Below are 24958 nucleotides of genomic sequence, written 5' to 3'. Positions count from 1 at the left end.
CTGGTAAAGCTAGCTCAACCGTTCATTTTTACCAGCTTCTTTCAGAAGTAGTCCTCAAACTGCTCATGCTTGAACTGAAAGCCGGAGATATTATTCCACTTGAGGAGATTGCAGACGCCGAGATTTTGATTGGCAACGAAAGGATTGGGAAAGCATTTTTTAAAGGCGTGATGGCTTTCACGAGTACCAGTGAAAGCCATCACCTTTCAGACGGCCACTCAGGTCAGCAACTTACGGCGACCTGCCAGCGCATGTGCCAGAGTGCCACCATCAACATACTCCAGCTCTCCACCCAGTGGTACGCCGTGAGCAATACGGGTAGCCTCGACGTCTCTGCGCTTCAGCTGTTCAGCAATATAATGAGCCGTAGCCTCACCTTCCACAGTAGGGTTTGTCGCAAGAATCACTTCGGTTACCTGATTCTTTTCCACCAGCTGCATCAGGTCAGTCACTCCAATATCATCCGGACCTATGCCGTCAATAGGCGACAAGTGCCCCATCAGCACGAAGTACCGCCCCCGGTAACCACCTGCCTGCTCGAAAGCCATGACATCAGAAGGGTTTTCAACCACACAAAGCGTTGTCGACTCCCGTCCCGCATGAGTGCAGATTTCACACAGATGATCTTCACAGAGGGTTCGGCAGTCACGACAGCGACCAACACCTTCAGCAGCTTCCTGCAAGGCCCTGGCCAGCCGCAGGGCGCCTTCCCTGTCCCGCTCCAGCAGATGCAGGGCCATCCGCTGGGAAGAACGGGGACCAACCCCGGGCAGACAGCGCAGGCTTTCCATCAATTCCCTGATAAGAGGACTGAACATAAATGACCTGTCTCTCGATTAGAATGGCATCTTGAAGCCATCAGGCAGATTCATGCCTGCTGTCAGGCCGGACATTTTTTCCTTGTTATTGCTCTCAACCTTACGAACAGCGTCGTTTACTGCCGCCGCCAGCAGGTCTTCCAGCATTTCCTTGTCTTCTTCCATCAGGCTCGGATCAATTTCGACACGCTTAACATCGTGGCGTCCTGTCATAGTGACCTTTACCATACCGGCACCGGATTCACCCTGAACTTCAGCATTGGCCAGTTCTTCCTGAACCCGCTGCATATCTTCCTGCATTTTCTGGGCCTGCTTCATCAGATTGCCCATACCACCCTTGAACATAGTGACTCCTTATTCAGGTTCGTGTGATTAAATACAATCGCCCGTCATAGCTACCAACCGCTACTTTATGACATTACCTACGGGCTGAACGCTGTCGTCCAGAACAACAGCTGTGAATTGATCAACCAGTGACTGCACATTGGCATCACTGTATATACTGTCGCGGGCCTGCTGCAAACGCTCGCCAATTTTTCGTTCACGCCAGGCTGCCGGTGTTTCAGTCTGTACAACGCCCACCTCTACCTGCAGACGCACCGGTTGCTGAAAATAGTCTGACAGTGCCTTTTCAATACGTTCACGATGGGTATCGTTGTAGAGCGTACTGCGCCCTTCATCCAGACGCAGGTCTATACGACCACTGCTGTGTGCAACGTATTCACAATGGGATCCAATCGTCCGGGTAACACCACCCAGCGGCAGACTGCGATAAACCGGAATCCAGCTCAGGGCATCCAGATCGGTCAGACACACCCGCTCGGAAGGATCAGGCAGTACCGGAGCCTCATCGACCACCTGCGGCACAGCCGCAGGCTCAGGCATGGACAGATTCTGCAAATCCATGCTGGCCGCATAACTTTCATAGGTTGACATCGGCGGAGGCACATCGTCATCTTCCCGGTCATCCGGCTCTGCACCAGATGTGACAGCAGGCACATAGTCAGCCTGAAAACCCGGGTCTCCCGCCTGATCATCATCAAGCGGCGGCACCTCCTGCAAATAGTCCGGCTGCCCAGAAAAAGGTGGCTCCTGCCCCACCTCCGGAACAGGCTGCGATGTTGCTGGCACAACCGGCTCAACGACCGCCGGAGCGGGCGAAGGTGAAAAATCCTCTGGCAGAGGGTTCACTGCCACGGCCGGGGTCGGCGGCACAGGCTCTGCGGTAGGGGTAGCTTCCCGCTGCGGCAGAACCGATGGTACCGTTGCAGGTTGCACAGGATCAACAGCGTCAACAGCAGACTCTTGTGCAATGGGCTCAGCAACCGTTGCTTCTGCAGCTATTGATTCTGTAGCTATTGATTCAGAAGCAGGCGCAGGCTCGGGTTCCGCCGCTTCAGAGGACTCAGAAACTGGGCTGCCGACATCAACAGAAGAGCGTTTAGCAGCGCCGGATTCAATCCGCACCGGCTCAGGACGGAAAGCCAGCATACGCAGCAGCGCCATCTCAAAGCCGCTTCTTGGCTCTGGCGCTAACGGCAGGTCACGCTTACCCACCAGGCCAATCTGGTAGTACAGCTGGACATCTTCTGCCCGCATATTGCCCGCCAGTTGTAACACCTGTTCACGATCACCCTGACTGTTATCCACCGCGTCAGGAACCGCCTGGGCAATAGCCACCCGGTGCAGTACCGACAGCATATCATTCAGTACCGCCATATAATCCGGCGCATGCTCCGCCAGATCAGCAACCGCTTTCAGGACACTTCCGGCATCTGCAGTCGACAACGCCCGGACCATCTTCATGACCTGCCCCTGGTCAATGGTACCCAGCATCGAGCTGACTTCACCTTCAGAAACCCGTCCATTACCAAAGGCAATGGCCTGATCCGTCAGACTCAGGGAATCCCGCATACTGCCATCAGCCGCACGCGCCAGCTGCCAGAGTGCCGAGGTTTCATAGGGGATATGTTCACTGCCGAGAACATTTTCCAGATGCCCGACAATGCGCTCCGGCGTCATGTTCTTCAGGCCGAACTGCAAACAACGGGACAAAATCGTGATGGGCAGCTTCTGTGGGTCCGTGGTGGCCAGCAAAAACTTCACATGGGGAGGCGGCTCTTCCAGAGTTTTCAGCAGCGCATTAAAGCTGTGCGCCGACAGCATGTGTACCTCGTCAATCAGGTACACCTTGTAGCGTCCGTGAGTCGGGGCATATTGAACGTTATCGAGAAGCTCCCGGGTGTCTTCCACCTTGGTGCGGGATGCCGCATCCACCTCAATCAGGTCAACGAAACGTCCGTCATCAATTTCACAACAGGCGGCGCACTGTCCGCAGGGCGTCGAACTCACCCCTTCGTCACAGTTGAGACATTTTGCCAGAATTCGGGCAATGGTGGTTTTACCTACCCCTCGGGTACCGGTAAACAGATAAGCGTGGTGCAGGCGATCCTGATCCAGTGCATTCACCAGAGCCTGCAGAACATGCGTCTGCCCAACCAGCTCCTTGAAAGAACGAGGTCGCCACTTGCGAGCAAGAACCTGATAGCTCATTGAAAAGCGTCAATACCCAGTAATAGAAATGTGTGAAACCTATGCTAACGAAGATGCCATAAGAATGCACTATCAGTCACTGATCAACATTCAGGGTAAATGCATGCACAGAAGCATCAGCCATCGGACCGCATCAATAAAAAATAGTTTAACGTGAATCAAAGCGCCTGACAGGCAGAGAGAGGGTCAACTCGAGATTGGAGGTCGAGATTGGAGGCAAACCCTGCCAGCCACACCCCGGCACATGATGTCACTGCTACCGTTGCTCCCTTCCGGGCCTGGCGGAGTTCACAGCTGATCATTGCGGGGGGACCGACAGGATCCACCATAATGCAAGCTACGGATCGATTTGCGATTTGCCGTTTCAGCGAATCGCCCCGTCGTCTTGATGCTGCGCATTCTCCACATTTAACCCCTGCCCGTCAACCATCAGTTATAACTATTTTTATTGAAACTGCTGATTTTTCATAATCTTATGCTGATTTTCTGAGGAAAGAAGCCCTGAGTCTGGCAATAAACTCATTATCCTCACACATGACTTTGCCCGGACTGTCAGACAATTTGGCGACAGGCTGACCATTCAGCTCCACCAGCTTGAGAACAATATTCGGCGCAGGCTGACCCATATCGTTAGTCAGGTAGGTACCAATACCAAAGCTGACTTTCACCCGACCTGAAAAATGCCGGTAAAGCATCACTGCCGTATCAAAATCCAGCTTGTCACTGAACACAAGTGTCTTGTCACGGGCATCAATACCCAGGCTGGCATAGTGCGCCAGCGCCTGCTCGCCCCATGTAACAGGATCACCGGAATCATGCCGGATACCGGCATAAGCGGTGGCAAGGCTGTGGTCAAAGTCCTGCAGGAATGCCTTCATGCTGATGGTATCGGTCAGGGCAACCCCCAGCTGACCACCGTAATAATCCAGCCAGGTGAACAGGGCATCCTGTTGAAAATCAGACAAACTGTCCCCCAGCGCCTGATGCGCCTGCAGCCATTCATGAGCCATGGTACCAAAAGGCTTGAGACCAAGGGTTCGGGCAAGGTGCAGATTACTGGTACCCGCAAATGCCGAGGGCAGCGCCTTCTGCAGGGTTCTGACAACATGCTCATGCCACTGACCGGAGAAACGGCGCCGGGTACCAAAATCCACCAGATTAAAATCAGCCTGATCGCCCAGGTCAGCTTTAAACTGTTGAATCTTCGTCTGCAGTCGCAGCTCCCCTGAACGCTCAGGTTTACCACGAAAATGACGACGGCAGTGAAGCTCACTCACAATAGCCAGAATAAAGATTTCAAAATGCGTAATCTCTGCCCAGTTGCCGGTAACAGTAATATCCACATGTCCGCCGGACTCAGCAATATGAACCGTTTTCGGGTCAAGCCGAAACCGTCGCAGCCAGCTAACAAACTCAGGCGTTATAAAGGGCAGCTCACCTAACCAGAGCAATTCCTCTTCGGTCAGTGACAGTTCAGCCAGTGAATCAATCTGGGTACGTAGCTCTTTCAAATCCAGATCAAGCCGTCCCGAACGACAACGGAAACTCATCTTACCCGTGGCATTCGGGTAACAACTGAACATCACCTGCTGCATGGTGTACTTGTAGAGGTCAGTATCCAGCAGCGAGGTAATTATTGGTTTTACAGGCTCCGGCCTGGTAGCACCGGCTGTGCAATCAATCATCAAATTCAGGCTTCCATCAATTGCTGCGAGCGAAAAACAAGCTCGTCCAGACTATTAATAAACTCTGCACCCGCCTCACGCATCTGCGTTATCGCCTGCTGCTCTGTCGCTTCGGAGAGACTTCGGGTTGCAGACAGGTTAACAATCACCCTGAATTGTGCCTGCAGCAGTTGGAGAACCGTCACTTTTACGCAGAAATCCAGCGCCAGACCTCCCACAAGAACAGTACGGGTATTGCGGTCACGCAGAAATTCAATCACACCGGTACTTCGGGTATCGGCCAGATCGTGATAGCAGGCGCCATAAGGGTGAAGGTCGGGCTCAATACCTTTCCAGACAAAAAAATCATAATCCGTGACTGCAGGCAACCCCTCCAGCAACTCAAAACCATAGGTACCCGGTACCGCATGAAGATTCCAGTACGTGTCTGAGTTGGCATGATTGCTTAAAGGCGTCAGCTGAGGGTTCTCGTTACTGGCTACCCAGATGGCAGACACTGGATGCGCATCTTTCGACCCAACCCGCCAGTGTGCCAGCTCTGCCTGTGCATTCAGCGCATCGGTAATGGTATTCCCACCTGGCACTGGCAATTCATCAGGACACAGCGGGGTAAAGCAGTTCTGGGCATCCACGTCGAAGGCGGCAATGATGTCAGATGCGTCAATTTCAACCATGGATAACCTCAGGGTGACAAAATGAATATAGTTCACTAACATAGTGAATTAGGTTCACTATCCTGTCAAGCCGACAATGACTGGCAACACTCAGGTATATGAAGATTAACTTGCTGATATCAACGGAGTTTATATGAGCCTGAACACGGCACTTATTTCAGTCGACATAGTGGCTTTCCGACTTGTCAAAGGCAGGCTGAATGTACTCGCCCGGCGTATACAAGCAGACGGTAACAAGCCTGAATGGATGCTGCCCGCAGGCAAAATCGACCCGGTCAGAGACCAGAGCCTTGATGACACGGCTTATCGCCAGCTTGAACTTCTGACAAACAAAAAGCCCGGCTATATTGAGCAAGTTGTCACCCTGGGTGACAGCCAGCGGGATTCAAGAGGCTGGTCCCTGACCATTGTGTACTATGCCCTGATTGACAGCAGCGACAGTGAACAACTTGCTCCCTCTGCACAATGGTTGCCATCCGACGCAGAAGCCCTCAAAGGACAACTGGCTTACGATCATAGTCGCCTTGTCCAACAGGCCCTTGATCGATTGAAAAGCAAAATTCAATATTCATCACTGCCCGTTTATCTACTGCCAGAGCATTTTACACTGTCAGACATTCACGGCGTTTTCTCAGCTGTGCTGGACAAGGCTCCCCCTATGCGATCTATTCGTAACCGCTTCCTGCAGGGCGACTTACTGATTGATACGGGAAGACTGAAAAGGGGCAGCAACCGGCCTGCCGCCCTGTATAAAGTCAACCAGGATTCAGAAGCCTGGCTGTTTGACCGACTGTATATATCTACTCGTTGAAAAACGACACTCAGACCGTAAACCTTTAAAACATCTGAACCGGTTCAGACCGCACTAAAAACATGCAAACAAAACTAGCAAAACGATCGGTTTAAACTATCTTTGCATTGCTGTTTATTTGCTTTCCTAAAAATAAAAAATATCGGTTCTTATGGGGTTCCAAACTGTTGCTTAATCCATACCAGAGCGTGTCCTGACCGGCACGAACTTTGCCTCACTGTGTGTAGCAGTTTTTCACGAGGCCTGTGCAACAGGGCATATCAAAAACTCTGAAAATTCAACAGTTCGGAAGCCATTAAGAGCCAAAAAGATAAAGCAATTCTCAACTTATCAAGCTATCTGAATTTGGATTTATTTATGAAAGCCTTATGTTACGAAAGCAGCACTTCAAAAAAAATAATAAATAAATTATCACATTCATTTAAAAAGCCTCTGGTCATTGCTATTACCAGTGCAACGCTTTGTTCACTAGCTGACTGGTCATACTCTGCGCCTGCCATTCAATCTCCGGCGAGTTCAATGATAAGCGCAACAATAACTGCATCGTATACTCCCGCTTCAGGTTCATTGGTTATTGGTGACAACCATTATGCTTACACCACACAAAAAGAACCTGATAAAGGAGAGAAAAGCATTCAACTACAGTCTTATACAAACATTGCCACAACCCCAACACTGCACCTGAAAAGGCTAAAGTCGGTGAGCAGCCCTATATTGTCTAAAACCCTCTACCTGATGACATCCGGGTCAACCAGGTCGATTATTTCCGTCACTAAGACAAAAGGGGTCATGCCTGCAAGCAGTCATCTCTACAAATCCGGGTTTAATGCTCAAAGTACTAATTTTCAGATGACATTCACCAAATCCATTCAGCCCTCAGGCTCTTCAACATGGAAAACAAGTCTACCTAATGGAACCTTAATAAGCATTACGAACCATTTATCCAATAGCAATTTATCATTGCCTGACAAGATAAAAAAAATTATAGAGCGCTTTACAAAAGAGTCTGGTGAACTAAAAGAGCAGATAACAAAGTTAGGCAATGAAGTAAGGGATATGGTTCATTCAAAAAAAACAATTGCCTTACTGGGAGGGGGCATCATCATCACCGGACTCTGTACGTTAGCAGCCTGCCTAACTAAATGCATAAATTTTGAACATTTTTATGATGAATATCAAAATATGAATAGAGTTATAAAAAAAGGTCAGGAAATACAAAAAAAACAGAATGAAGAAAAAAACTCCGATAACAGTCAGGACGACCTACAGAAAAAACCAGAAACAAGTGAGAGACAACACCTTACAAATAAAATAGTGGGACAAGCTTCAGGAACTACGGTAGCTTTAATGAGCTCCATGCCAAAAGGTTCCATAGCTCTATTACCAATGATCTCTGAGACTGCCTCTGAAGACGAAGCCGAAGACGAACCCGAAGCGAAACTTGAATCCGAACCCGAAGTCCCGGCAACTCACACAGAAACAAATGAGCATGACACAGCAGATGAAGATGACTTGAACGCGGTTATTGCCTTTTTTGATAACATAGCAGAAAGCCTACAACGCCCTGAGGAGGTTCGCAGACGCTCTGGACTTTTAGATAACATAGTAGAAAGCCTACCTGGTTTTGGCGATGAAGAAAGCTCTAATCTTTTAGAGAATTCTGGGAACAGTGAAGAAAGTGACTTTACTAACCCTGATAAAACAGAAGACTCTGGACTATTAGAGACTGCTTTTTAAACAGGAAAAACTGAAAATCCTGAACATTAATCTTTCTTTTGATGAAGACTGTTGCAAGGCAAGAAAAGGTCTTGCAACAGAATCTGTCTGTTACCAGAGCGGACAATCCTGTGTTTGCGTCGCATCATTTCCTGATCAAACGCATTTGCCGCTCCCAACCTGCCGAATCAGGTTCGCTTGCGCTGTGTACCTCTGACTTCCTATGGCTTCTTTCAGCCTGACGGGTTTGCCCGCTTCGCCGGGCAAACAAAAAAAGCCGCATAAAGCGGCCTTTTTTGATACAGAGTCAACCTCTGGTTACAGGGCGATAAAGAGCCCTGCAATTGTAGCACTCATCAGGTTAGACAACGTACCCGCTGCTACAGCCTTCAAACCAAACCGGGCAATGTCGCCACGACGGTCTGGTGCCATGGAACCCAGACCACCCAGCAGAATAGCGATAGAAGACAGGTTGGCAAAACCACACAGCGCAAAAGTCATGACCGCCTGAGTATGCTCAGAGAACACTCGAACACCGGCTGCCAGAGCTGCTTCAGGATCGACGTAAGTAGCAAAGTTAGAAAACGCTACAAACTCGTTCAGAACGATTTTCTGACCCAGGAAAGAACCTGCATCCAAAGCTTCAGACCAGGGTACACCAATAATGAACGCCAGTGGTGAGAAGAGGTAACCCAGAATCATTTCAACGCTCAGGTCCGGCTGGCCAACAAAGCCACCAACCCAGCCCATGATGCCGTTAGCCATGGAGATCAGAGAGATGAAAGCCAGCAGCATAGCACCAATCACCGCTGCCAGTTTCAGACCAGAAGCTGCACCGCCTGCAGCTGCATCAAACACGTTGGCAGGCTTTTCTTCATCGGTCTCTTCCAGTGCTTCAGCGGAATCATGAGGCACTTCGGTTTCAGGCTTGATGATTTTCGCCATCAGCAAACCACCCGGTGCCGCCATAAAACTGGCTGCAATCAGGTACTGGAGGTCTACCCCCATGCTGGCAATACCCGCCATAACCGCACCGGCAACAGAAGCCAGACCACCGACCATAACGGCAAACAGTTCAGACTGAGTCATTTTGGCAATATAAGGACGAATCAGCAACGGTGCTTCTGTTTGACCTACAAAGATATTGGCTGCTGCGGACAGGGATTCTGTACGACTAGTGCCCAACAGTTTCTGCAAACCACCGCCGATAACACCAATCACCTTCTGCATAATACCCAGGTGGTAAAGAACCGCCACCAGAGCTGCCACAAAGATAATCACCGGCAGAACGTTTATGGCAAAGATAAAGCCAACTTTGAAGTTCGCCAGATCACCAAATACAAAACCAATACCATCGCTGGCATAGTTCAATACTTTCTGTACGCCACTCGTCATGCCAGACAGGACAGTCTGACCAATTGGGATATAGAGTACGAAAGCACCCAGAAGCGCCTGTATGGCAAAGGCACCACCAACGGTACGAAGGTTAATCGCTTTACGGTTATCGGAAAGCAGGTACGCAATACCGAGTATCGCGACCATACCAACCAGGCTCATAAGAACTTGCATGGGGAAAAACACCTTGAAGGAAGCCAGAAACTGGCTGCGCATTATACTCAGAAGAACAAAATTGAACAGAAAGTACTTTCCGAATGATCTGACAGCTCGTTCAATAAGTTTGAACGTTCAGCAAAACAGGCGGCAAACAACCAGAATCAGTCCTGCAATGGTGGAACAGGATAACAACCGGGAATGCGCGACACCGGATCGCTTTTACAACCGCATGTCCGACAATAGTAAAACTCCCTGACTGGAAACAGTGGAAACTGTATCAACATAAACACCAGAAAGGCCCGGCGTTTACCAGACAACTGTATTTCTGTATCGCAGCTTCCACACTGCTGGCAACGGTAATACTCCTCACCGTCCTCTACAGCACTCTCCAACGCCAGCAACTCTTTCGCACTGTCCGCACAAACTTCTGGCACCAGCAACCGAACACCTCCAATAGCATTGGAGTAAAGCCAGTTCATTGTGATCAGATGCTCATCAAAAACAAACGCAGGTATATCCTGACTGTCGAGCAAACCTCTTGCCAGCCAGGCTTCATAGGGAAATGAATATCGGGAAATGGTCACAAGCACCAGGTAAACCTCTTCGATTACAGGATGCGAGTCTAACAGTTCCGATCACCACTCTGCACGCTTTCGCAGGAAGAGCGAACCAGCCACAGGATTATCAATTGAGGAGCTCAACCCCTTGTGCAGGGCTTCAGGATGAATGGTGGCCATTGTATCCAGAACAAACAACTCTTTACCCAGATTGACATCAACAATAATGACACTCCCCCCCTTTGCGATATGGTCGTGATAGGGCTGAATCCGATAGTTATCACTACTGGCACCGATCATCCCGCCCAGCCAGGTACAAAAACCCATCGCTACGAGACCAGCAAAAACACTGACCATCGTCACTATTTCATGACCAGCCATCAGCTCCCAGACTATAAAGGCCACCAGCCCGGCAGCAAACATACCTATCAGCAAGCCACGCTCACCCGCATGAAGAATATCCAGCTCACTGATAAAGCTGGCATCATTCATATTGCGCTTCTGCATGGCCAGATGGTCATTATGGAAAACATGAATCTGCCTGGGGGGGATGCCGGCATTCTCCAGCGTAATAACGGCATTTTCTGCCGCCCTGAGGTCTTCTAACAGGTAGTGGTGCTGTTTCATTTCTGAGCCTCCCTGCTCCGTACTGCTTTTAACTGATGCCACTGAGCGTGACATGCAGTATCAGGCAATCTCAGTCAATAAAACTAATACTATGACATTCCAACTGCTTCGGAGAAGAATTGTCGTAGCAAGTTGCTTTTTATAGCAAAAAAGTATTTTTAATTTATTTTTATTGCGTTTCATTTTTATTAATTGCCAGACGATACTGTAACGCTGGCATTAAGATTCTGTTACGATAAGCAGGCTATTCAGTTTTTACTTTTTTACCCCAGTCTCTCTTTCAATCGTTATCACTCTCTATGGAACTGACGTCTCATCAGCATACGGTTGCCAGCCACCAGAATGGTCACGCCCTGTGCATCGCCGTTGCAGGCTCTGGCAAAACCACCACTCTGGCACATCTGATTAAAAATCTGCTGACATCCGGCGCAGATGCGCGGCGAATGATGGTAATGATGTTCAACAAATCGGCCCAGCTGGATTTCAGCGACAAACTGAACAAACTGATCAGACAGTCACTGCCAGCCGAAACACTCTTACCCGAAGTAAGAACCTACCACTCAACCGGCCTGCGCCTTTTAAGATCCCTCGAAAACTGGGGGCTCAGAACACCCTGCGAACGCCAGCCGATGGGAGACAAAGAGACCGAGCTGCTGATCAAGGACCTGATATTCCAGTTTGCCCCCGGCAGTATGAAAGACCGCCTGAAGAGCGATACCGCAAAATACATCGAAAGCGTTATCCAGTTTATTGATTCGGTCAAAGCCTTTCTGACGACACCAGAACAATACTTCAGGGATAACGACTACCCTGACGAATTCCGTTTTTTTCAGCAGATATTCTACGCGTTTGAGCAGTGGCGACATCAGCATCGCCGCATCACCTTCACCGACATGCTGTACGACCCTGTCTGTCTGATTGAACAACACCCGGACATTCTGCCGCGTGTTACTAACAAGATGGACTACATTATTGTCGATGAGTATCAGGACACCTCAACCCTGCAGCACCGCTTTACCCAGATCATTGCCGGAGACAGAGCCCGGGTGGTCGCTGTGGGTGATCCTGATCAGACTATCTACGAGTTCGCCGGAGCGAACATTAACAATATCCTTCGCCATTTTGAAAACGACTTTGGGCAGCAGGCAGACGTTGAGCAGCTGACCCTGCCTCACACCTTCCGCTATGGTCACAGCATTGCCATGGCGGCCAGCCATCTGATCGCCAGAAACCGAGCCCGTAAAAACGTTATCTGTCAGGCCCATCATGATAACGCCCCCTCAAACATTGAAGTGACACAGAGCCAGGATGAAACCGGCAGCCTTATTAAAGCGCTGATCAGTCACCTGCAACAACCTGCGCCGGAAGCCCTGGCGATACTGGTCAGAGTCTGGGCGCAGGCGGTTCCCATCGAACTGAGCCTGCTCGAACGGGGAATACCGTACCGCCACGACGGTCCTTCACTGTTTGAGCGCCCCGAGATCGACGCATTAATGGCAGCACTGGAGCTAAACAGCGGACAGTTCCAATTTATGAGCATTGATCAGCGACAGAAGCGTCTGCAGCGATTATTGACCCTGCCCCATATCGGACTGAAAACCCACCTTACAGAACAACTGGTCGACAACCTGAAAAGACTTGAAGACGGTTATGGTAAAGCACTGTCCCTTTATTCGGAGCGGATCACCGGCATTTCGGACTATCAGCGCAAGAAACTGGCTATTCGCGGAAAAGTCTGGAGCTATCTGGAAAAAAGTGGCGACAGTGAAACAACAGCCAGACTGCTGAACAACTACATTATTCAGACAGAATTACGCGAAAGCCTGCAATCCATGAGCCTTAATGACCAGCGTACAGAAGAACAACTGCTGGCGATTGACGGGCTGCTTGCCTATATCAGGCAGTTTAATGCGTCTCCATCCGAGTGCTATCAACATATTGTTGCGTTGAAACAGAAAAACCGGGAACGATCCCGCAGTCGTTCAGACAATCAGCTGATTACCCTCAGTTCCAGCCACCGGGCCAAAGGACTGGAGTGGCCTGTCGTCTTTATTCCGGGGCTGACCGGCAAGTACTGGCCCTTTGTCCGTGAAGACGAGCTTGCCGGACCAGCAGCCAACGACCTTGAGGCTGAACGACGACTGCTGTACGTTGCCATGACCAGAGCCAGAAAGACATTACACCTGTTCACCTGCCCGGGTGATACTAATACTCTGTCGTCAAACTGGGCGCAGGATAAAAAAGTCACCCCCAGTCGTTTTCTGGCAGAGATGGCGCTACCTGCGGCTCAGACCTTCAGTCGACATCTGCATGAAAACGATAACGCCTCTCTGATAAAAGCCATGGAACAGGCCGGGCTGACCCGACAAAGCCGCCTTTATCTGGAAGCGGTACGTCCAGAGCTGGCAGAAACCATTGCCAGAATACCGTCTCGTAAAGACATTCTGAGTCAACAAAAAAAGCAGTCTTACCACAAAGCCCGGTCTCATCCTGCCAGACAGGCGGTACTGTCTTCCCTGAACCAGACAGGCATGATCTCAGACAATGAACCCTGGCAACCTGACGCAAGGATTCGACACAGCATTTTTGGAGTCGGCAGAGTGATTGAAGTGAATGACAGCAACTTTGTGATTCTGTTCGACAGTCAGCATGGCGTAAAACGATTTGCACGAACTGAACAGGTCAGGCACTTATTCGAAAGAGTCTGAACAGCCCCACAACCAGCAGCCAGCAGCGGACAGCGCACAGCGCACAGCGCAATGAATCATTTATCACTCTGAATTGTTATACTCGCTGAATCTATTCAAGCAGTAATGAACATGACTGATAATCAAACCCTTTTCACCGGTGACATGCTGATCGACGTTGCTCGCAATCAACTGAATGAAGGCAACCCGATAAAAGTAAAAGAAACCATGATGCGTCTGCGCATGACCGGCTTTTCAGAACAGGAAGCACTGGAGTACATCGCCTGCGCACTGGGACAGGAGATGACCCATGTGGTTGAAGACGGCATGAGCTTTGATGAAAACCGTTACGGCCAATACCTCGATACCCTGCCTGAACTCCCCTGGGCAGAGGAGTAACCCGCCCTGTATGGCTCACTTTGTCACCCGTTCTGGCAAAGTAAGCCATGCATCAGCCGCCAATACCATCTGAACCCATCGTAAATATGGTTATCAAGAGCCTGAATAAGCTACTCTTTCCCAACATAACCAACGTAAGAGGTATTCTGTGGATTCAATTACACAGGCAGCCCTTGGGGCAGCGGTTGCCGGAGCCATAGCAGGCAAACGATGCAATGGCAAAGTATTGCTGGCTGGCGCTCTTCTGGGTACCCTGCCCGATCTGGATGTTGTTATCAGCTACGGTGATGACGTCAGTAACATGATCAAACACCGTGGCTTCTCGCACTCACTGTTAACTCTGCTCCCTTTCTCCTTACTACTGTCCTGGTTGATTAACAAGTTCAAACCATTACCGGGCTGGACTTTTACACGCCTGTGGATGCTGATTGCCACAGTCCTTATTACTCATCCATTACTCGATTATTTCACCAGCTACGGCACCCAGCTGACATGGCCCATTCCCGGGTATTATTCCTTATCCAGCATATTTATTATTGATCCGCTTTACACCCTGCCCCTGCTGATCGCCATTGGTTTCAGTCTGATAAAACACAGACAGGCAGCGCGGCTCTGCTCAATAGCACTGATCGTATCAACCGCCTATCTGGGCTGGAGCCTGATTGCAAAACAGATCATAGAACAACGCGCCATTGAAAGCCTTACAGCCCTTGGCATTCCACAAGACAAACTCTTTATAACGCCAGCCCCCTTAAACACAATACTCTGGCGCATCGTGGTACTGGACGGTGACACCTACTGGGAAGGTTCGGCATCACTGCTCGACAATAAAAGGGAAGTTCGCTTTATCCCACAACAGCGGGGCCACTGGCCTTTAGCAGAAATACCCGAACGCCTGAAAGACTTTCAGGCGTTCACTCATGGCTTTCTCCGTTACCGGGTTGAGGACAATAAACTCATTGTTTCAGACTTGCGATTAGGTATGCCCGGCAATCTGGCCTTTCAATTCCAGTTTGCCGAAAGAAACAGCGACCATCAGTGGGTAGTCCACACTCCGGAGAGGATTGGGGGAATTACAGTGCAAACCGATTTGAACAAGATGATCGACAGACTCGCCGGCAACCAGAATATTGATCCCCTGCTGGGCAACTGCAGGCTGTGTACGTCACATTCACCATAAGATCCGGAATCACATGCCCCATAACCATCATGGGGCATTTCGCTATTTCAGAGACACAGCCTTGCCAGTGTATTATTTTCCAGCAGCTCAAAGCGTCCGGTTTGAGCCAGCGATTTTGTACGCCTGCTGACCAATACTCCGGCCCCCTTCATTCTCTCACTGCTATATTTAGAGTCCTGATAAACCAGCGTGGGAATTTTAAACCGTGTCAGAAGATATTGCATTCAAGATCCAACTGGGCTTAATTCTTCCAAAGCTAAAAGATAAGTTATCTTCAGATTTAACAGGCATTGTCAGAGAACTCGTTCAGATAGTGTCTGCCGGAAGCATTGAGGAGGACGATGCCGCTCTTGATATAGATTCTATTAAAGAAGTCATCATGAAAGACCTGGAAATTTTTCTGGATAAAGAAATATTTCCTGTCATCGAAGCTGAAATGAAATCTTCACAGGAAGGTGAGTCAACAGAGGAAGCTGCAGAAACAGAATCTGAAGAAGAAGACGCCACAGAAACAGAAGAAGAGTCAGAGCCGGAAGACAGCTAGAATCCGCTTTCATGCTCGCCTTTTATCTCTCCAACCTGATCACCCGGCAAAGCATAAGTACTCTTTTGCCGGGTGTTCCACACAAAGCTATTCCTGAAAACGACAAAAGCCTGCTAAGGGAAGTGGCACTCAATAACATACCAGCGCCTCCGTCATTCCCGCGAAGGCGGGAATCTACCACGGTAGTGGATCCCCGCCTTCGCGGGGATGACGATGGGATATTTTTATCTGCTACTTCCCTAATAGCGGGCTTTTTCTTCAGAACTATCAATAATAGCAATCAAAGTTATTAGCTTAACCGCACGAAATAAAACATATTTATACCCTTGAGCAAAATAAAACAGGCATCAGGGTCGGAGAGCGTCTGACATATCGATGATGTGGTTGAAATAATTTTCCTTAACAACGGAGTCCACTACACCGTTCGCATGGATCAGAACAGGACATACCGTCATAGTCTTATCACGAGCTAACCTTGCCACTTTTTGTTTAACTTCCTGAATGATAGTTTTCTGAACTTTTCCAGCCAGCATCTTGCACTCACAAACATACAGTCGGTGCCTGGTCTGAATCAGCAGGTCGATCTGACAGCCTTTCTGACGCTGGGTTTGAGTCTGGAAGTAGCCTCCGACAAATACAGGGTCTGTGATGTTTAACTTCTCCAAAAGGTAGTAGGCATTGTTGTAAACCAGGTTCTCAAACTGTAGCCCTAAAATACCGGCCAGATTATCTGGAACAGTTTCCCGCCCGGTTCTTTTCGCTATTTCATTCTGCTTTGAGATCGAGCGAAAGAAAAACGCTGTATAGTTATCAGCAATTTTGAATTTTGCAGCTCTTCCGGGTTTTGTCGTTCTGGTATTCCATGCATGCTCTTGTTTAAGAAAGCCTACTTCACATAAGTCTGACAATGCCTGGTTTACACGTCCTGTGTAGTGTTTTTCAATCTTTTCAGCCACCTCTCTTGCCGTCAAAGCAGACGCACTGGTACCGACAGCTTCCAATATGGCGCGATACGTCTTATTTTCATTAGAAAATAATTCGTTAAACATCTGATTAAACTCATTATTAAAAGCGCCATTACTCTTATAGGCAAGCTTCAATAAGTTATCCTCAGCCGTAAGGTTTGGGTCAATGTGATTGAGGTATAGCGGGACTCCGCCAAAGGCGCAAAGCAGCTTTATGATGTCACGGTTTGGAAGCTTTTTGTGCGTTGAGCCAAACAATTCACGCACGTTATTCAGTGGTAACTCACGCAATACCATATTGACAGAGATACGCCCGACAAAGCCTTCACTCGCTATGATGTTTTTCTCCATCCATGAAGCCAGCGAACCGGATAGAATCATCATAAAATTGGCCTTATGGGCGCACTCACGTTCCCATACTTCCCACAGAACATGCTCAATCGGTGTCGGAGACTTTCGGGCTAACCAGTTAACTTCATCAATAGCCAGTATGGTATGAGAGCGATTGCACTGACTGACTACAAAATAGATAAGCGCAGCCCATGACTCAGACGGCGGGTTGTAGGGTAGATTGAACTCTCGTTTTACCTGTTCAGCGTAAGCGGCTCTTTCTTGCTCATCAGTCACCGTCTTTTTGGGGGGAGAGGATGTCAGGTAGCACAGAGTCACCCTGGAGTCACGAGCTGGCAACTCCTTAATCAAAGTGCTTTTACCGATACGGCGGCGACCTTTGACCACATTCAATGTTCCTTTATGGGCATTGAATGAGTGCAGCAATGTCTCAATTTCTTCTATCCTGCCCACAAAGCAGTCCATTTTGATGCACCTGTTTGTTCATGAAAATAACAAAACGTCGATCTCATGAACATAAGAATAGCCTATCAAATGGTTCATGGAAATAACATCACGTCGATCTCATGAACATTGTCGAGACTTTTCCTTACTGTCCGTAAAATTTGCCGACACTTGTAAACCATTGATTGCCTGAGATAATTCCCCCCCCCTGTGTCAGCATAGTTGTCGCCTCTTCTGATTTTCCAAATTTAACAGGGGGTGGTCAGTGGACAATCAATGGCCAGCTATTCAGAAGAGTTGAAACAATCCGCAACCCTACCAGACTGGTGCCATTTGAGTGATGACTGACAATCGTCACAGCCGTTCTGGAACCTTGAGGAATCAGCGATTTGAATTGCAAGATGCCTGTGGTTGCCATGAGCTATTATCTCTACGTTATATATGAGGTTTGAGTCGTGGATATCACCGAAGAATACGAAGACGTGCTTCAGAACCTTGAGTTTCCCATCATGAATTACTTCCGCCATAACCCTGCCCTGCAGGATACGGAAGTAAAACGTTCACTCGAAGCCACCATCGAACACTATCGGGCAGAATATGCGAAGAGAGCCCCGAGAAACATGCACCTCTCAAACGTTGAGCAGAGGATAATGGAAAATCTTGTTACTGTCTGTGAATGGCGATTGGGAAGGGTTGATCTGGAAGCTGTTATAGCGATCACCGATCATTTTGCTTATCAGTTCAATCCGGAGAATTTTATAAAAACCTCGGAAGAGCTGCAGAAGTGCCTGAAAAGGATTATCAAATCCGTTGACCGTTGGCATAACCTTGGTGGCAAACAAGGCTATCTGAATTTTACATCGCAGTTTTTTCCACAGGTTTAGTAATGCTGTTCGAGTTCGATAAGCTGAATCACTTTCCCTAATGCCCATTGATCCCGTTCATCCATTGCCATGATTCGGTCAACCACTTCATGTCACTACCACAGTAATGACATGAGGGCGGATGACTGGCAATGAAGAAAGGCGCACCCCCGCCCCCCCTTAATCCTTTGGGCAGAGCGTGCCGGAGTACTAACAGTAACGAATCACAATAGCCTCAAACGCCCATTCTCCTGAACAAGCGCATTACGATTCAGCATTCCTGCAACAACATCATCCATTCTTGCCTTAGCAGGTCCGGTCGCCCGCTTGAATCCGATCATAGACAGGCTGGCAGAGATACAGTCATCCGGGTTAATGGAAAATGCATCACGGACTGTGTGCTCAACAGCTTGTTCAAGCTCTGAATCACTGACAAAATCAATTTTTCTCAAACTTCTGTCAAGCTGGCTCCAGTCTCGAAGCATTGGCTTCTGGAGTGTTGCCGGTGAAATAAAGTGACCAGTGCATTTCAGCTCACCTTCGTGTTCAAGGTTAGAGATGTGCCTGTCAATCAAGCGTTTGATTTTCGCGCCAGCTCTGGAAAAACCTGCCGCGTTCGTCAGACGATTAGAAAGCACCTGCAAGTGAACAGGCCCCTCTGTAGCCACCACTTTTTTGATAGCCTGAGTCAGGCGCGGGGCTGGAATTTTATCGAAACTATCAAAGCCGGAAATTTTAAGGGAGTCTATGTCCACAAGCTTGTAACCAGGTAAGCCTGCCTGCTCCTGCTCAGAAGGCATCTCTCGTACAATCTCAACTTTAGGCTTCTCTGCAACGGTTTTCTTTTTCATTGGCTTTGCACTCAAACCCCCGGATGAATCAAAGGTTTGGTAGTAAGCGATCGATTGCTCAATAGCCTTTTTTAGTCGTTCAATCTCGCCAGCTGCGTTCCTGAACCAGTCTGTACTCCAGATTCGGTGGAAGCGCCAGCCTAAACCTTCAAGAACGGCCTGCCTGATACGATCCCGGTCTCTGGCTGATGCAGAGCTATGGTAAGTGGCACCATCACACTCTACGGCGAGAATGTAACGCCCAGGCTTATCCTGATCTATTACCGCCAGATCGATATAGAAACCGTTACAACCTACCTGGGGTTCAACCTGATAGCCCAGTGCTTCAATGGCATCGTGGACTTCTGTTTCAAAGGGTGAGTCATGTTCTTTACCGGTTTCATGGGACTGTGCCAGTTCTCCGGTTTCTGCGTATTTCAGAAACGCTTTAAACGACTTAAGCCCTGCCGGGGAATCAGCTTTTGTGCGCAGGTCGTCGGCAGTAAAGTTACAGAATACTTCCATGGCCATGCGAGCACGAGTGATCAATACATTAAGACGACGCTCACCACCTTTAGAGTTTAAAGGGCCAAAGCTCTGGCTGACGTTTCCGGAAGCTGTGCGCCCATAACCAACGCTAATGTATATAACATCCCGTTCATCACCCTGAACGTTTTCCAGATTTTTGATAAAGAATTCATCACCGTTGTGATGAGTAAAGAAAGAGTCCGTATCAGGGCGTTCCCGCCGTAAACGTTCAACCTCCAGCATAATAGCTTCTCGCTGAGCCGTGCTGAAAGCCACGACACCCAACGATAAGTGAGGTTTATTTTGGGCATGCTCCATCACAGCTTCGGCAATATGCAAGGCTTCAAGTTTGTTTGTACGGCTTCCGCCACGGTCATAAGCGGTATCAGGCAAATGATTCATTTTTAAGCCTGTGGCATGGGGATGAATACCAGGGCTTGGAAAGACCATGAGGCGATTGTTGTAAAACTCTGCATTTGATACAGCGATCAATGAGTGGTGGCGGCTACGGTAGTGCCAGCGCAACATTGTTTCAGGAACCCCTTTGGACGACATAAGACCAAGAATACTTTCAACATCCGCAGTCAGGCTCTGATCAGCTTCTTCTTCATCCAGCTCAACAGCGCGGCCAAAGAAATTGGTAGGAGGCATCTGTCTGCTATCACCCACTACGACCACTTGCTTTGCCCGGGCGATGGCACCAAGAGCGTCAGGTGCTGTAATCTGGCTGGCCTCGTCAAAAATCACCAGATCGAATTCAATCTGCCCCTGTGGTAAGTAAGTTGCCACTGACATAGGACTCATCATAAATACAGGCTTGATCTGCTGTATAACCCCGCCTGCTTCTGATATCAATCGCCGGATAGCAATATGTCGCCGTTTTTTATTCATTTCACGACGAACCACTCCCATCTCTCCCGGCGCATTTTTATTGGGTAGCTGCTTATAAATGTCGCTGACCAGCTTTTCTTTGGCGAAATCAAATAACGACTGGTCAATAGTCATAAACTCTTTCAACAGACGCTCATGAGTCAGGCGGTCAAACTGTCGAATAGCATCGTGGCTGTTATAAGCTGTGTTTACCAAACCGCCGTAGTAACTGGTCAGCAGAGTGACTTTCAAATCTTCAGGAGCCTTATCCCAGCTTGAACTCCATTCCGCCAGGTCAGTCAGGTTCAGGTCACACAACTCTTTGTGCAACTGGTTATAACGGGCAATATCATAGAGTTTGTCTGCCTGTTGCCAGAGCGTAAGCACATCGACCATTTCAGAAAGGTCATAATTTTCGCTTTGTAGTAACGGATGGTCGGCGTAAAGGTCAATTTTCTCTGACAGTCGCTGAAGGTTAGGAATCAACTCACTCACCAGCCCGGACAGTTCGTCCAGTTTCTGTTGCCAGCCGTTAAATAGCGGATTATCCCCCTGAGAACAACCTTCCAGAAAACGGGTTATTCCTTCAGGCACATCGCCCTGACCTATTTCTTCGTAGAGGCTAATGAGCCACTCCGACAGGGTTCCAAGCACTTCCCAGTCAGAATTCTGCTGCTGCCACTGTGCCTGAAACAGTGTTTCGCCCAGGTTACTCAGCCCGGTATAGTGCTGGTGCTGTTCCTGATACTCCAACAAGTCATTAGTATGATCCAGCCACTCAGTTGGAGTGCCTTCCAGAGAGTTTCTGCACAAAGTCCGGTAAGCCGCTTTTGCTCTGCGGTAATCACCCGAGAGCATTCTCCACCACTTATCTACACGCCCGGCAAACCCCTGTCGTATAGACAGGATATCTGCATCAAAAGCCTGTGGAATAAATCGATCCTGATGTTTTTCTCTGATGCTTTTCATACTGCAACCAGCAGTAACCAGCTTTCGAATTGAATCCCGACGCTGTTGCCAGTCATCAGTATTCAGCTGGATACCTTGCAACTTAGGTGCATCGAGCGCTCGCGTAGCCGCTCGATGAAGTACCGTGACCTGGCTTAACGTTGTTGCTTCTGGCAATCCCATCTCTTCCGCCAGCTGCTGGCTCTGAGTTCTGATACCTTCCAACTCATTCAGGCAGGCTGTTGCCAGCTCCGTAATTTGCTGTTGTTCCAGTGGCGACAGAGAAGTACGGGTTGAAGCAGCAAATGGATTTTCAGAAGGCAGTCCCTTTTCTGCGATGTGAGCAGCAACTGATTCTACGACTATTGTCGTCCGTGCCAGGGTTTCACGATCCCAGTCCTGCATAATTGAAAAACTGACTTCAGGCAGAACCTGACTCTGCTGCCCACCTTTCAGCCTCAGGTGCTTACCCAGAGCCTGTATATAATTTTCTTCAGAGTTAAGTATGGGCTCACTGACGGCATCGACATAGGCATTTAACTTTCCCCGAACGTCTTTCAGTCTTGAATACTCTTGCTTTCTATCCGGAGCCTTGGGTCGCCCCTGTTCAAGAGTTTGCCTGAGAGAGTCGAGCACCGCTTTTTTCGTACTCTTGTGACTGTGTAATTCCAATACAGAGTCTCCAAGATGAGACTCATCCAGTCGCTGCTTTACAACATCCAGTGCCGCCATTTTCTGGGCAACAAACAGAATCTTTTTGCCACGTGCCAACCCTTCAGAAATGATATTCGTAATGGTCTGGGATTTACCGGTTCCCGGTGGTCCCTGAATGACCAGGTTTGCGCCTTCCATAATTGAGAGAACGGCTGCCGTCTGACTGGAGTCGGCATCTTTCACAAACTGGAGCTGTTCAGGTTCCTTCAAATAGTCGTGAGACTCGATATCCCGAATAAGTTCCTCATCACTGGCAAACCCACGCCCCAGTAATCCGGATAGTACAGGATGGCTAATAAGAGATTTGTCAGCAGGCCACCTGTCTGGATCAAGATCCGTATACATCTGGAACTTACCAAATGAAAACAGCCCCAGAGCGATATCGTTTGCTTTCAATTCCCATCGTGGCTGAGAATGAATAACCTTCTGAACCTGCCTGAAATAAGAGGTAATATCGAGATCTTCATCAAACTCTGGCAAATCGATCCTGAACTCGCCTTTAAGTTTTGCGGCTAATGCCAGGTTGGGTCCCAGGTCCGCTTCTGTCCAGACAATCGAAAACACTTCCCTTGCCGACGTTCGTCGCAGCTCTACCGGAACCAGCACCAAAGGTGCAGATCGCGGTGTAGGAGAGTTGGGGTCTTCATACCAGGTCAAAAAGCCTAATGCCAAATACAAAACTTCAACACCCTGCTCCTGTAGCAAAGTGTGGGATTCGTTTTCTATCCTGAGCAGAGACATATCCAGTTTTTCGGGCATCAGAGCCGTTTGCAGATAGGTGTCTGTCAGCCTTTCTTTACCCTGTTCCTGCAAATATTCAGCTAAAACAGGTAATGGCTTTTGCGGTTTTGGATCGTTATCTGAACGGTTGCCCTTACCGTGTTCTTGCTCTTCCACATCAGGAGAGCCCGGCAAAATGTCTGTTTGCAAAGCAGAGCTGTCTTTATTGCCTTTGGGCTTTACATACTCAACTTTCTGATTTTCCTGTTGCTGATAAACATCCGGTAATGGCAGAAATCGCATAGATTTCTTCTGGTTTACCAGAATATCAAACACCTGTTCAGTATCTTCCTCAACCACCGCCAGTGACTTTGCTCCTGCCCGATAGTTTAACAGGGGGTTGGCTCGTAACCCCATGTCCAGCAGCTCTTTGCGAGCAATGTTGAGTTTTTCTGTAAGCGCGGAGTCTGTGGACATAAGCAGGCATTCTCTATTGGCAGTAGCAGTTTAAACGTCAGTCATATGATAAATTCAGAATTGCAATTATCAGGCAAAGGCTATCAAAATAAATGTATGTAGTCGTACGTATAGCTGGCGATGTGATTTTCTTATTCTCAAGGGGTATCGTAAGTGCTTGTTTTTATTAGCCTGAAAAGCCGTTTGTTCTCAAGAAAACCAGAAGACTTCTTTCGTGTATCTATCCAGGAATAAGAGATAAACCGAGGCTGATGTAAAAAAGTTTCAAAGAGCATTAAAACAGCTGCTTCAAATATTGCCTTTTTAATGTCGTTTGGAAGCAATTTACTTTCCCCAAAAAAATACGACTACAGACCTTTTTCCTGATGACTGCCAGACCGCCTAAGGGCCTCCTGCAGCTCTGTACTGCTTGTTTGCGTTTGGAATTACCCGTGTTTGTGTGTCCGGAGAACTATAACCACTTCAATTGTCGCTGCTAACTAACTGGCCTTCTGCGAACTTGTACAGCACGCCTGCGATCATGGTTTGATAAGGTATGCCCTCCTGTAGTGCCATTTTTTGTAACGCCCGAAGGGTTCGGCTGCTGATGCGAATATTCAGGCGGGCATCTTTTTTGAATGTGTTGGCTGCTGCCTGCTGATGCTTTTGCCTGGTGGTTTCCAGATCATTTATGGAATCAAGCTGGTTAGCCTCGAAAGCATCAAGAATCTCTTGTTCTTCCTGCAATTCTTGTTTGGTGAGCTTCATTGGGTACCTCCCAGATACCGTTTAGTGGCCTTTCGGCTAGGAATGATGGTTTTGAGGAATACCTCTTCATCTGATTCTACAAATGGTACCAGATATATATAATCTTCAACCTGAACAATCGATATTTTTTGTCCTGGATACTTGGTCTGGTTTGGGTGGTGGGTAACATCGAGTTCACCACCCAGTTCAATGTGAAAAACAATCTCTTCAAATGAAATGCCTCGATTAGCCTTCAGCCAGGCATTTTTTTCATTATTCCAGTTAAATATCTTCATGCCAGAAATGTGTGCCTTTTGTACATACAATATGGACTGACTTTATGGTTCTGTCAAACTCAAAGTCATTCAAGACCTGAATGAGTTTAAGGCTATGTCCGACGTGATTATTTCGGTTCCTCGCTGTTTGCTATGAATTTCAGCAGATCCGCTACAGGGTTGACAATTCAGAAACCCTGTCAGGGTCGATGTCTACCAACTTTTCCACATAGAATTCCACAGATAATGTGAATAACTTGAAGCTTCCCCCTTACTCCAGGCATTGGTTGCGATGCTTTCTCCCCATAGCCCTGTCTCACTCTTTGTTTACAATAGAAAAGTTGTAAGATTCATTACTTACTACGAATAAAATGTAAATTGCTAATAAAACAACTTATGGATTGTTTTCCAGGTAGCTTTTCATGAAAACTCAGGAAGAACT

Annotated in this window: 19 protein-coding genes and 1 other RNA gene; 7 read left to right on the top strand and 13 right to left on the bottom strand. The window is 48.4% G+C overall.

Translation table 11 applies throughout. From position 1 onward, the window contains the following. Positions 1–218: 218 nt before the first annotated feature. The 6 genes from recR to NX722_RS06690 all read right to left on the bottom strand — a co-directional run bounded on the left by recR (position 219) and on the right by NX722_RS06690 (position 5730). Positions 219–818, bottom strand: a complete 600-nt coding sequence (recR, locus tag NX722_RS06715; RefSeq protein ID WP_262567310.1) for a recombination mediator RecR — start codon at positions 816–818, stop codon at positions 219–221. A gap of 18 nt (positions 819–836) precedes the next feature. Further along, positions 837–1163, bottom strand: coding sequence for a YbaB/EbfC family nucleoid-associated protein (locus NX722_RS06710; RefSeq protein WP_262567309.1), 327 nt, complete (start codon positions 1161–1163; stop codon positions 837–839). Between the two features lie 60 nt (positions 1164–1223). Further along, entirely contained in the window at positions 1224–3371 is a 2148-nt protein-coding gene (gene dnaX / locus NX722_RS06705) for a DNA polymerase III subunit gamma/tau (RefSeq protein WP_262567308.1), read from the bottom strand. Between the two features lie 221 nt (positions 3372–3592). Next, positions 3593–3689: signal recognition particle sRNA small type (gene ffs, locus NX722_RS06700), an RNA gene on the bottom strand. Between the two features lie 155 nt (positions 3690–3844). After that, positions 3845–5056, bottom strand: coding sequence for a nicotinate phosphoribosyltransferase (pncB, locus tag NX722_RS06695; protein WP_262567307.1), 1212 nt, complete (start codon positions 5054–5056; stop codon positions 3845–3847). Positions 5057–5061: 5 nt separating this feature from the next. Further along, the gene (locus tag NX722_RS06690; RefSeq protein WP_262567306.1) at positions 5062–5730 is read right to left on the bottom strand and encodes an isochorismatase family protein; all 669 of its coding nucleotides are present in this window, start codon (positions 5728–5730) and stop codon (positions 5062–5064) included. Between the two features lie 133 nt (positions 5731–5863). Between NX722_RS06690 and NX722_RS06685 the strand changes: the two genes are divergently transcribed. After that, complete coding sequence (locus NX722_RS06685; protein ID WP_262567305.1) at positions 5864–6541, top strand: NUDIX hydrolase; 678 nt, start codon at positions 5864–5866, stop codon at positions 6539–6541. Positions 6542–6898: 357 nt separating this feature from the next. After that, entirely contained in the window at positions 6899–8278 is a 1380-nt protein-coding gene (locus NX722_RS06680) for a hypothetical protein (protein ID WP_262567304.1), read from the top strand. 297 nt (positions 8279–8575) lie between these two features. Here the strand turns inward: NX722_RS06680 and NX722_RS06675 are convergent, their stop codons facing one another. From NX722_RS06675 to NX722_RS06665, 3 genes are all read right to left on the bottom strand, one after another. Next, on the bottom strand, positions 8576–9826 hold the full coding sequence (locus tag NX722_RS06675) for a NupC/NupG family nucleoside CNT transporter (protein WP_262567303.1): 1251 nt from the start codon (positions 9824–9826) through the stop codon (positions 8576–8578). A gap of 146 nt (positions 9827–9972) precedes the next feature. Further along, a complete protein-coding gene (locus tag NX722_RS06670; protein WP_262567302.1) occupies positions 9973–10401 on the bottom strand; it encodes a DUF2007 domain-containing protein in 429 nt (142 codons plus the stop codon). Positions 10402–10446: 45 nt separating this feature from the next. Then, positions 10447–10995 (bottom strand): hypothetical protein, encoded by a 549-nt coding sequence (locus NX722_RS06665; protein ID WP_262567301.1) that lies wholly within the window; start codon positions 10993–10995, stop codon positions 10447–10449. Between the two features lie 299 nt (positions 10996–11294). On the opposite strand from NX722_RS06665, the gene NX722_RS06660 reads away from it, so the two are divergent. From NX722_RS06660 to NX722_RS06645, 4 genes are all read left to right on the top strand, one after another. Continuing rightward, positions 11295–13703: an ATP-dependent helicase gene (locus NX722_RS06660; protein WP_262567300.1), complete on the top strand. Its 2409-nt coding sequence runs from the start codon at positions 11295–11297 to the stop codon at positions 13701–13703. A 111-nt stretch (positions 13704–13814) separates the two neighbouring features. Next, positions 13815–14081, top strand: coding sequence for a hypothetical protein (locus NX722_RS06655; RefSeq protein ID WP_262567299.1), 267 nt, complete (start codon positions 13815–13817; stop codon positions 14079–14081). 148 nt (positions 14082–14229) lie between these two features. After that, positions 14230–15261 carry a metal-dependent hydrolase gene (locus NX722_RS06650; RefSeq protein WP_262567298.1) on the top strand — a complete coding sequence of 344 codons (1032 nt, stop codon included), beginning with the start codon at positions 14230–14232 and terminating at the stop codon, positions 15259–15261. A 205-nt stretch (positions 15262–15466) separates the two neighbouring features. Further along, positions 15467–15805, top strand: coding sequence for a hypothetical protein (locus NX722_RS06645; RefSeq protein ID WP_262567297.1), 339 nt, complete (start codon positions 15467–15469; stop codon positions 15803–15805). A gap of 347 nt (positions 15806–16152) precedes the next feature. Here NX722_RS06645 and NX722_RS06640 read toward each other — a convergent pair whose 3' ends face one another. Then, positions 16153–17586 (bottom strand): AAA family ATPase, encoded by a 1434-nt coding sequence (locus tag NX722_RS06640; protein WP_262567296.1) that lies wholly within the window; start codon positions 17584–17586, stop codon positions 16153–16155. A gap of 434 nt (positions 17587–18020) precedes the next feature. On the opposite strand from NX722_RS06640, the gene NX722_RS06635 reads away from it, so the two are divergent. Further along, entirely contained in the window at positions 18021–18449 is a 429-nt protein-coding gene (locus NX722_RS06635; protein ID WP_262567295.1) for a hypothetical protein, read from the top strand. Positions 18450–18652: 203 nt separating this feature from the next. On the opposite strand, the gene NX722_RS06630 is transcribed toward NX722_RS06635, so the two are convergent. The 3 genes from NX722_RS06630 to NX722_RS06620 all read right to left on the bottom strand — a co-directional run bounded on the left by NX722_RS06630 (position 18653) and on the right by NX722_RS06620 (position 24537). Next, on the bottom strand, positions 18653–23515 hold the full coding sequence (locus NX722_RS06630; protein WP_262567294.1) for a DUF3320 domain-containing protein: 4863 nt from the start codon (positions 23513–23515) through the stop codon (positions 18653–18655). A gap of 462 nt (positions 23516–23977) precedes the next feature. Beyond that, complete coding sequence (locus NX722_RS06625) at positions 23978–24262, bottom strand: antitoxin (RefSeq protein ID WP_262567293.1); 285 nt, start codon at positions 24260–24262, stop codon at positions 23978–23980. Further along, positions 24259–24537, bottom strand: a complete 279-nt coding sequence (locus tag NX722_RS06620) for a BrnT family toxin (protein WP_262567292.1) — start codon at positions 24535–24537, stop codon at positions 24259–24261. Before NX722_RS06620 ends, NX722_RS06625 begins: the two co-directional genes overlap by 4 nt. Positions 24538–24958: the final 421 nt, after the last annotated feature.

The organism is Endozoicomonas gorgoniicola, from assembly GCF_025562715.2.
Taxonomy (GTDB): domain Bacteria; phylum Pseudomonadota; class Gammaproteobacteria; order Pseudomonadales; family Endozoicomonadaceae; genus Endozoicomonas_A; species Endozoicomonas_A gorgoniicola.
Note: the sequence above shows the minus strand (reverse complement) of the source record. Positions and strands in the feature narration are given on the sequence as shown.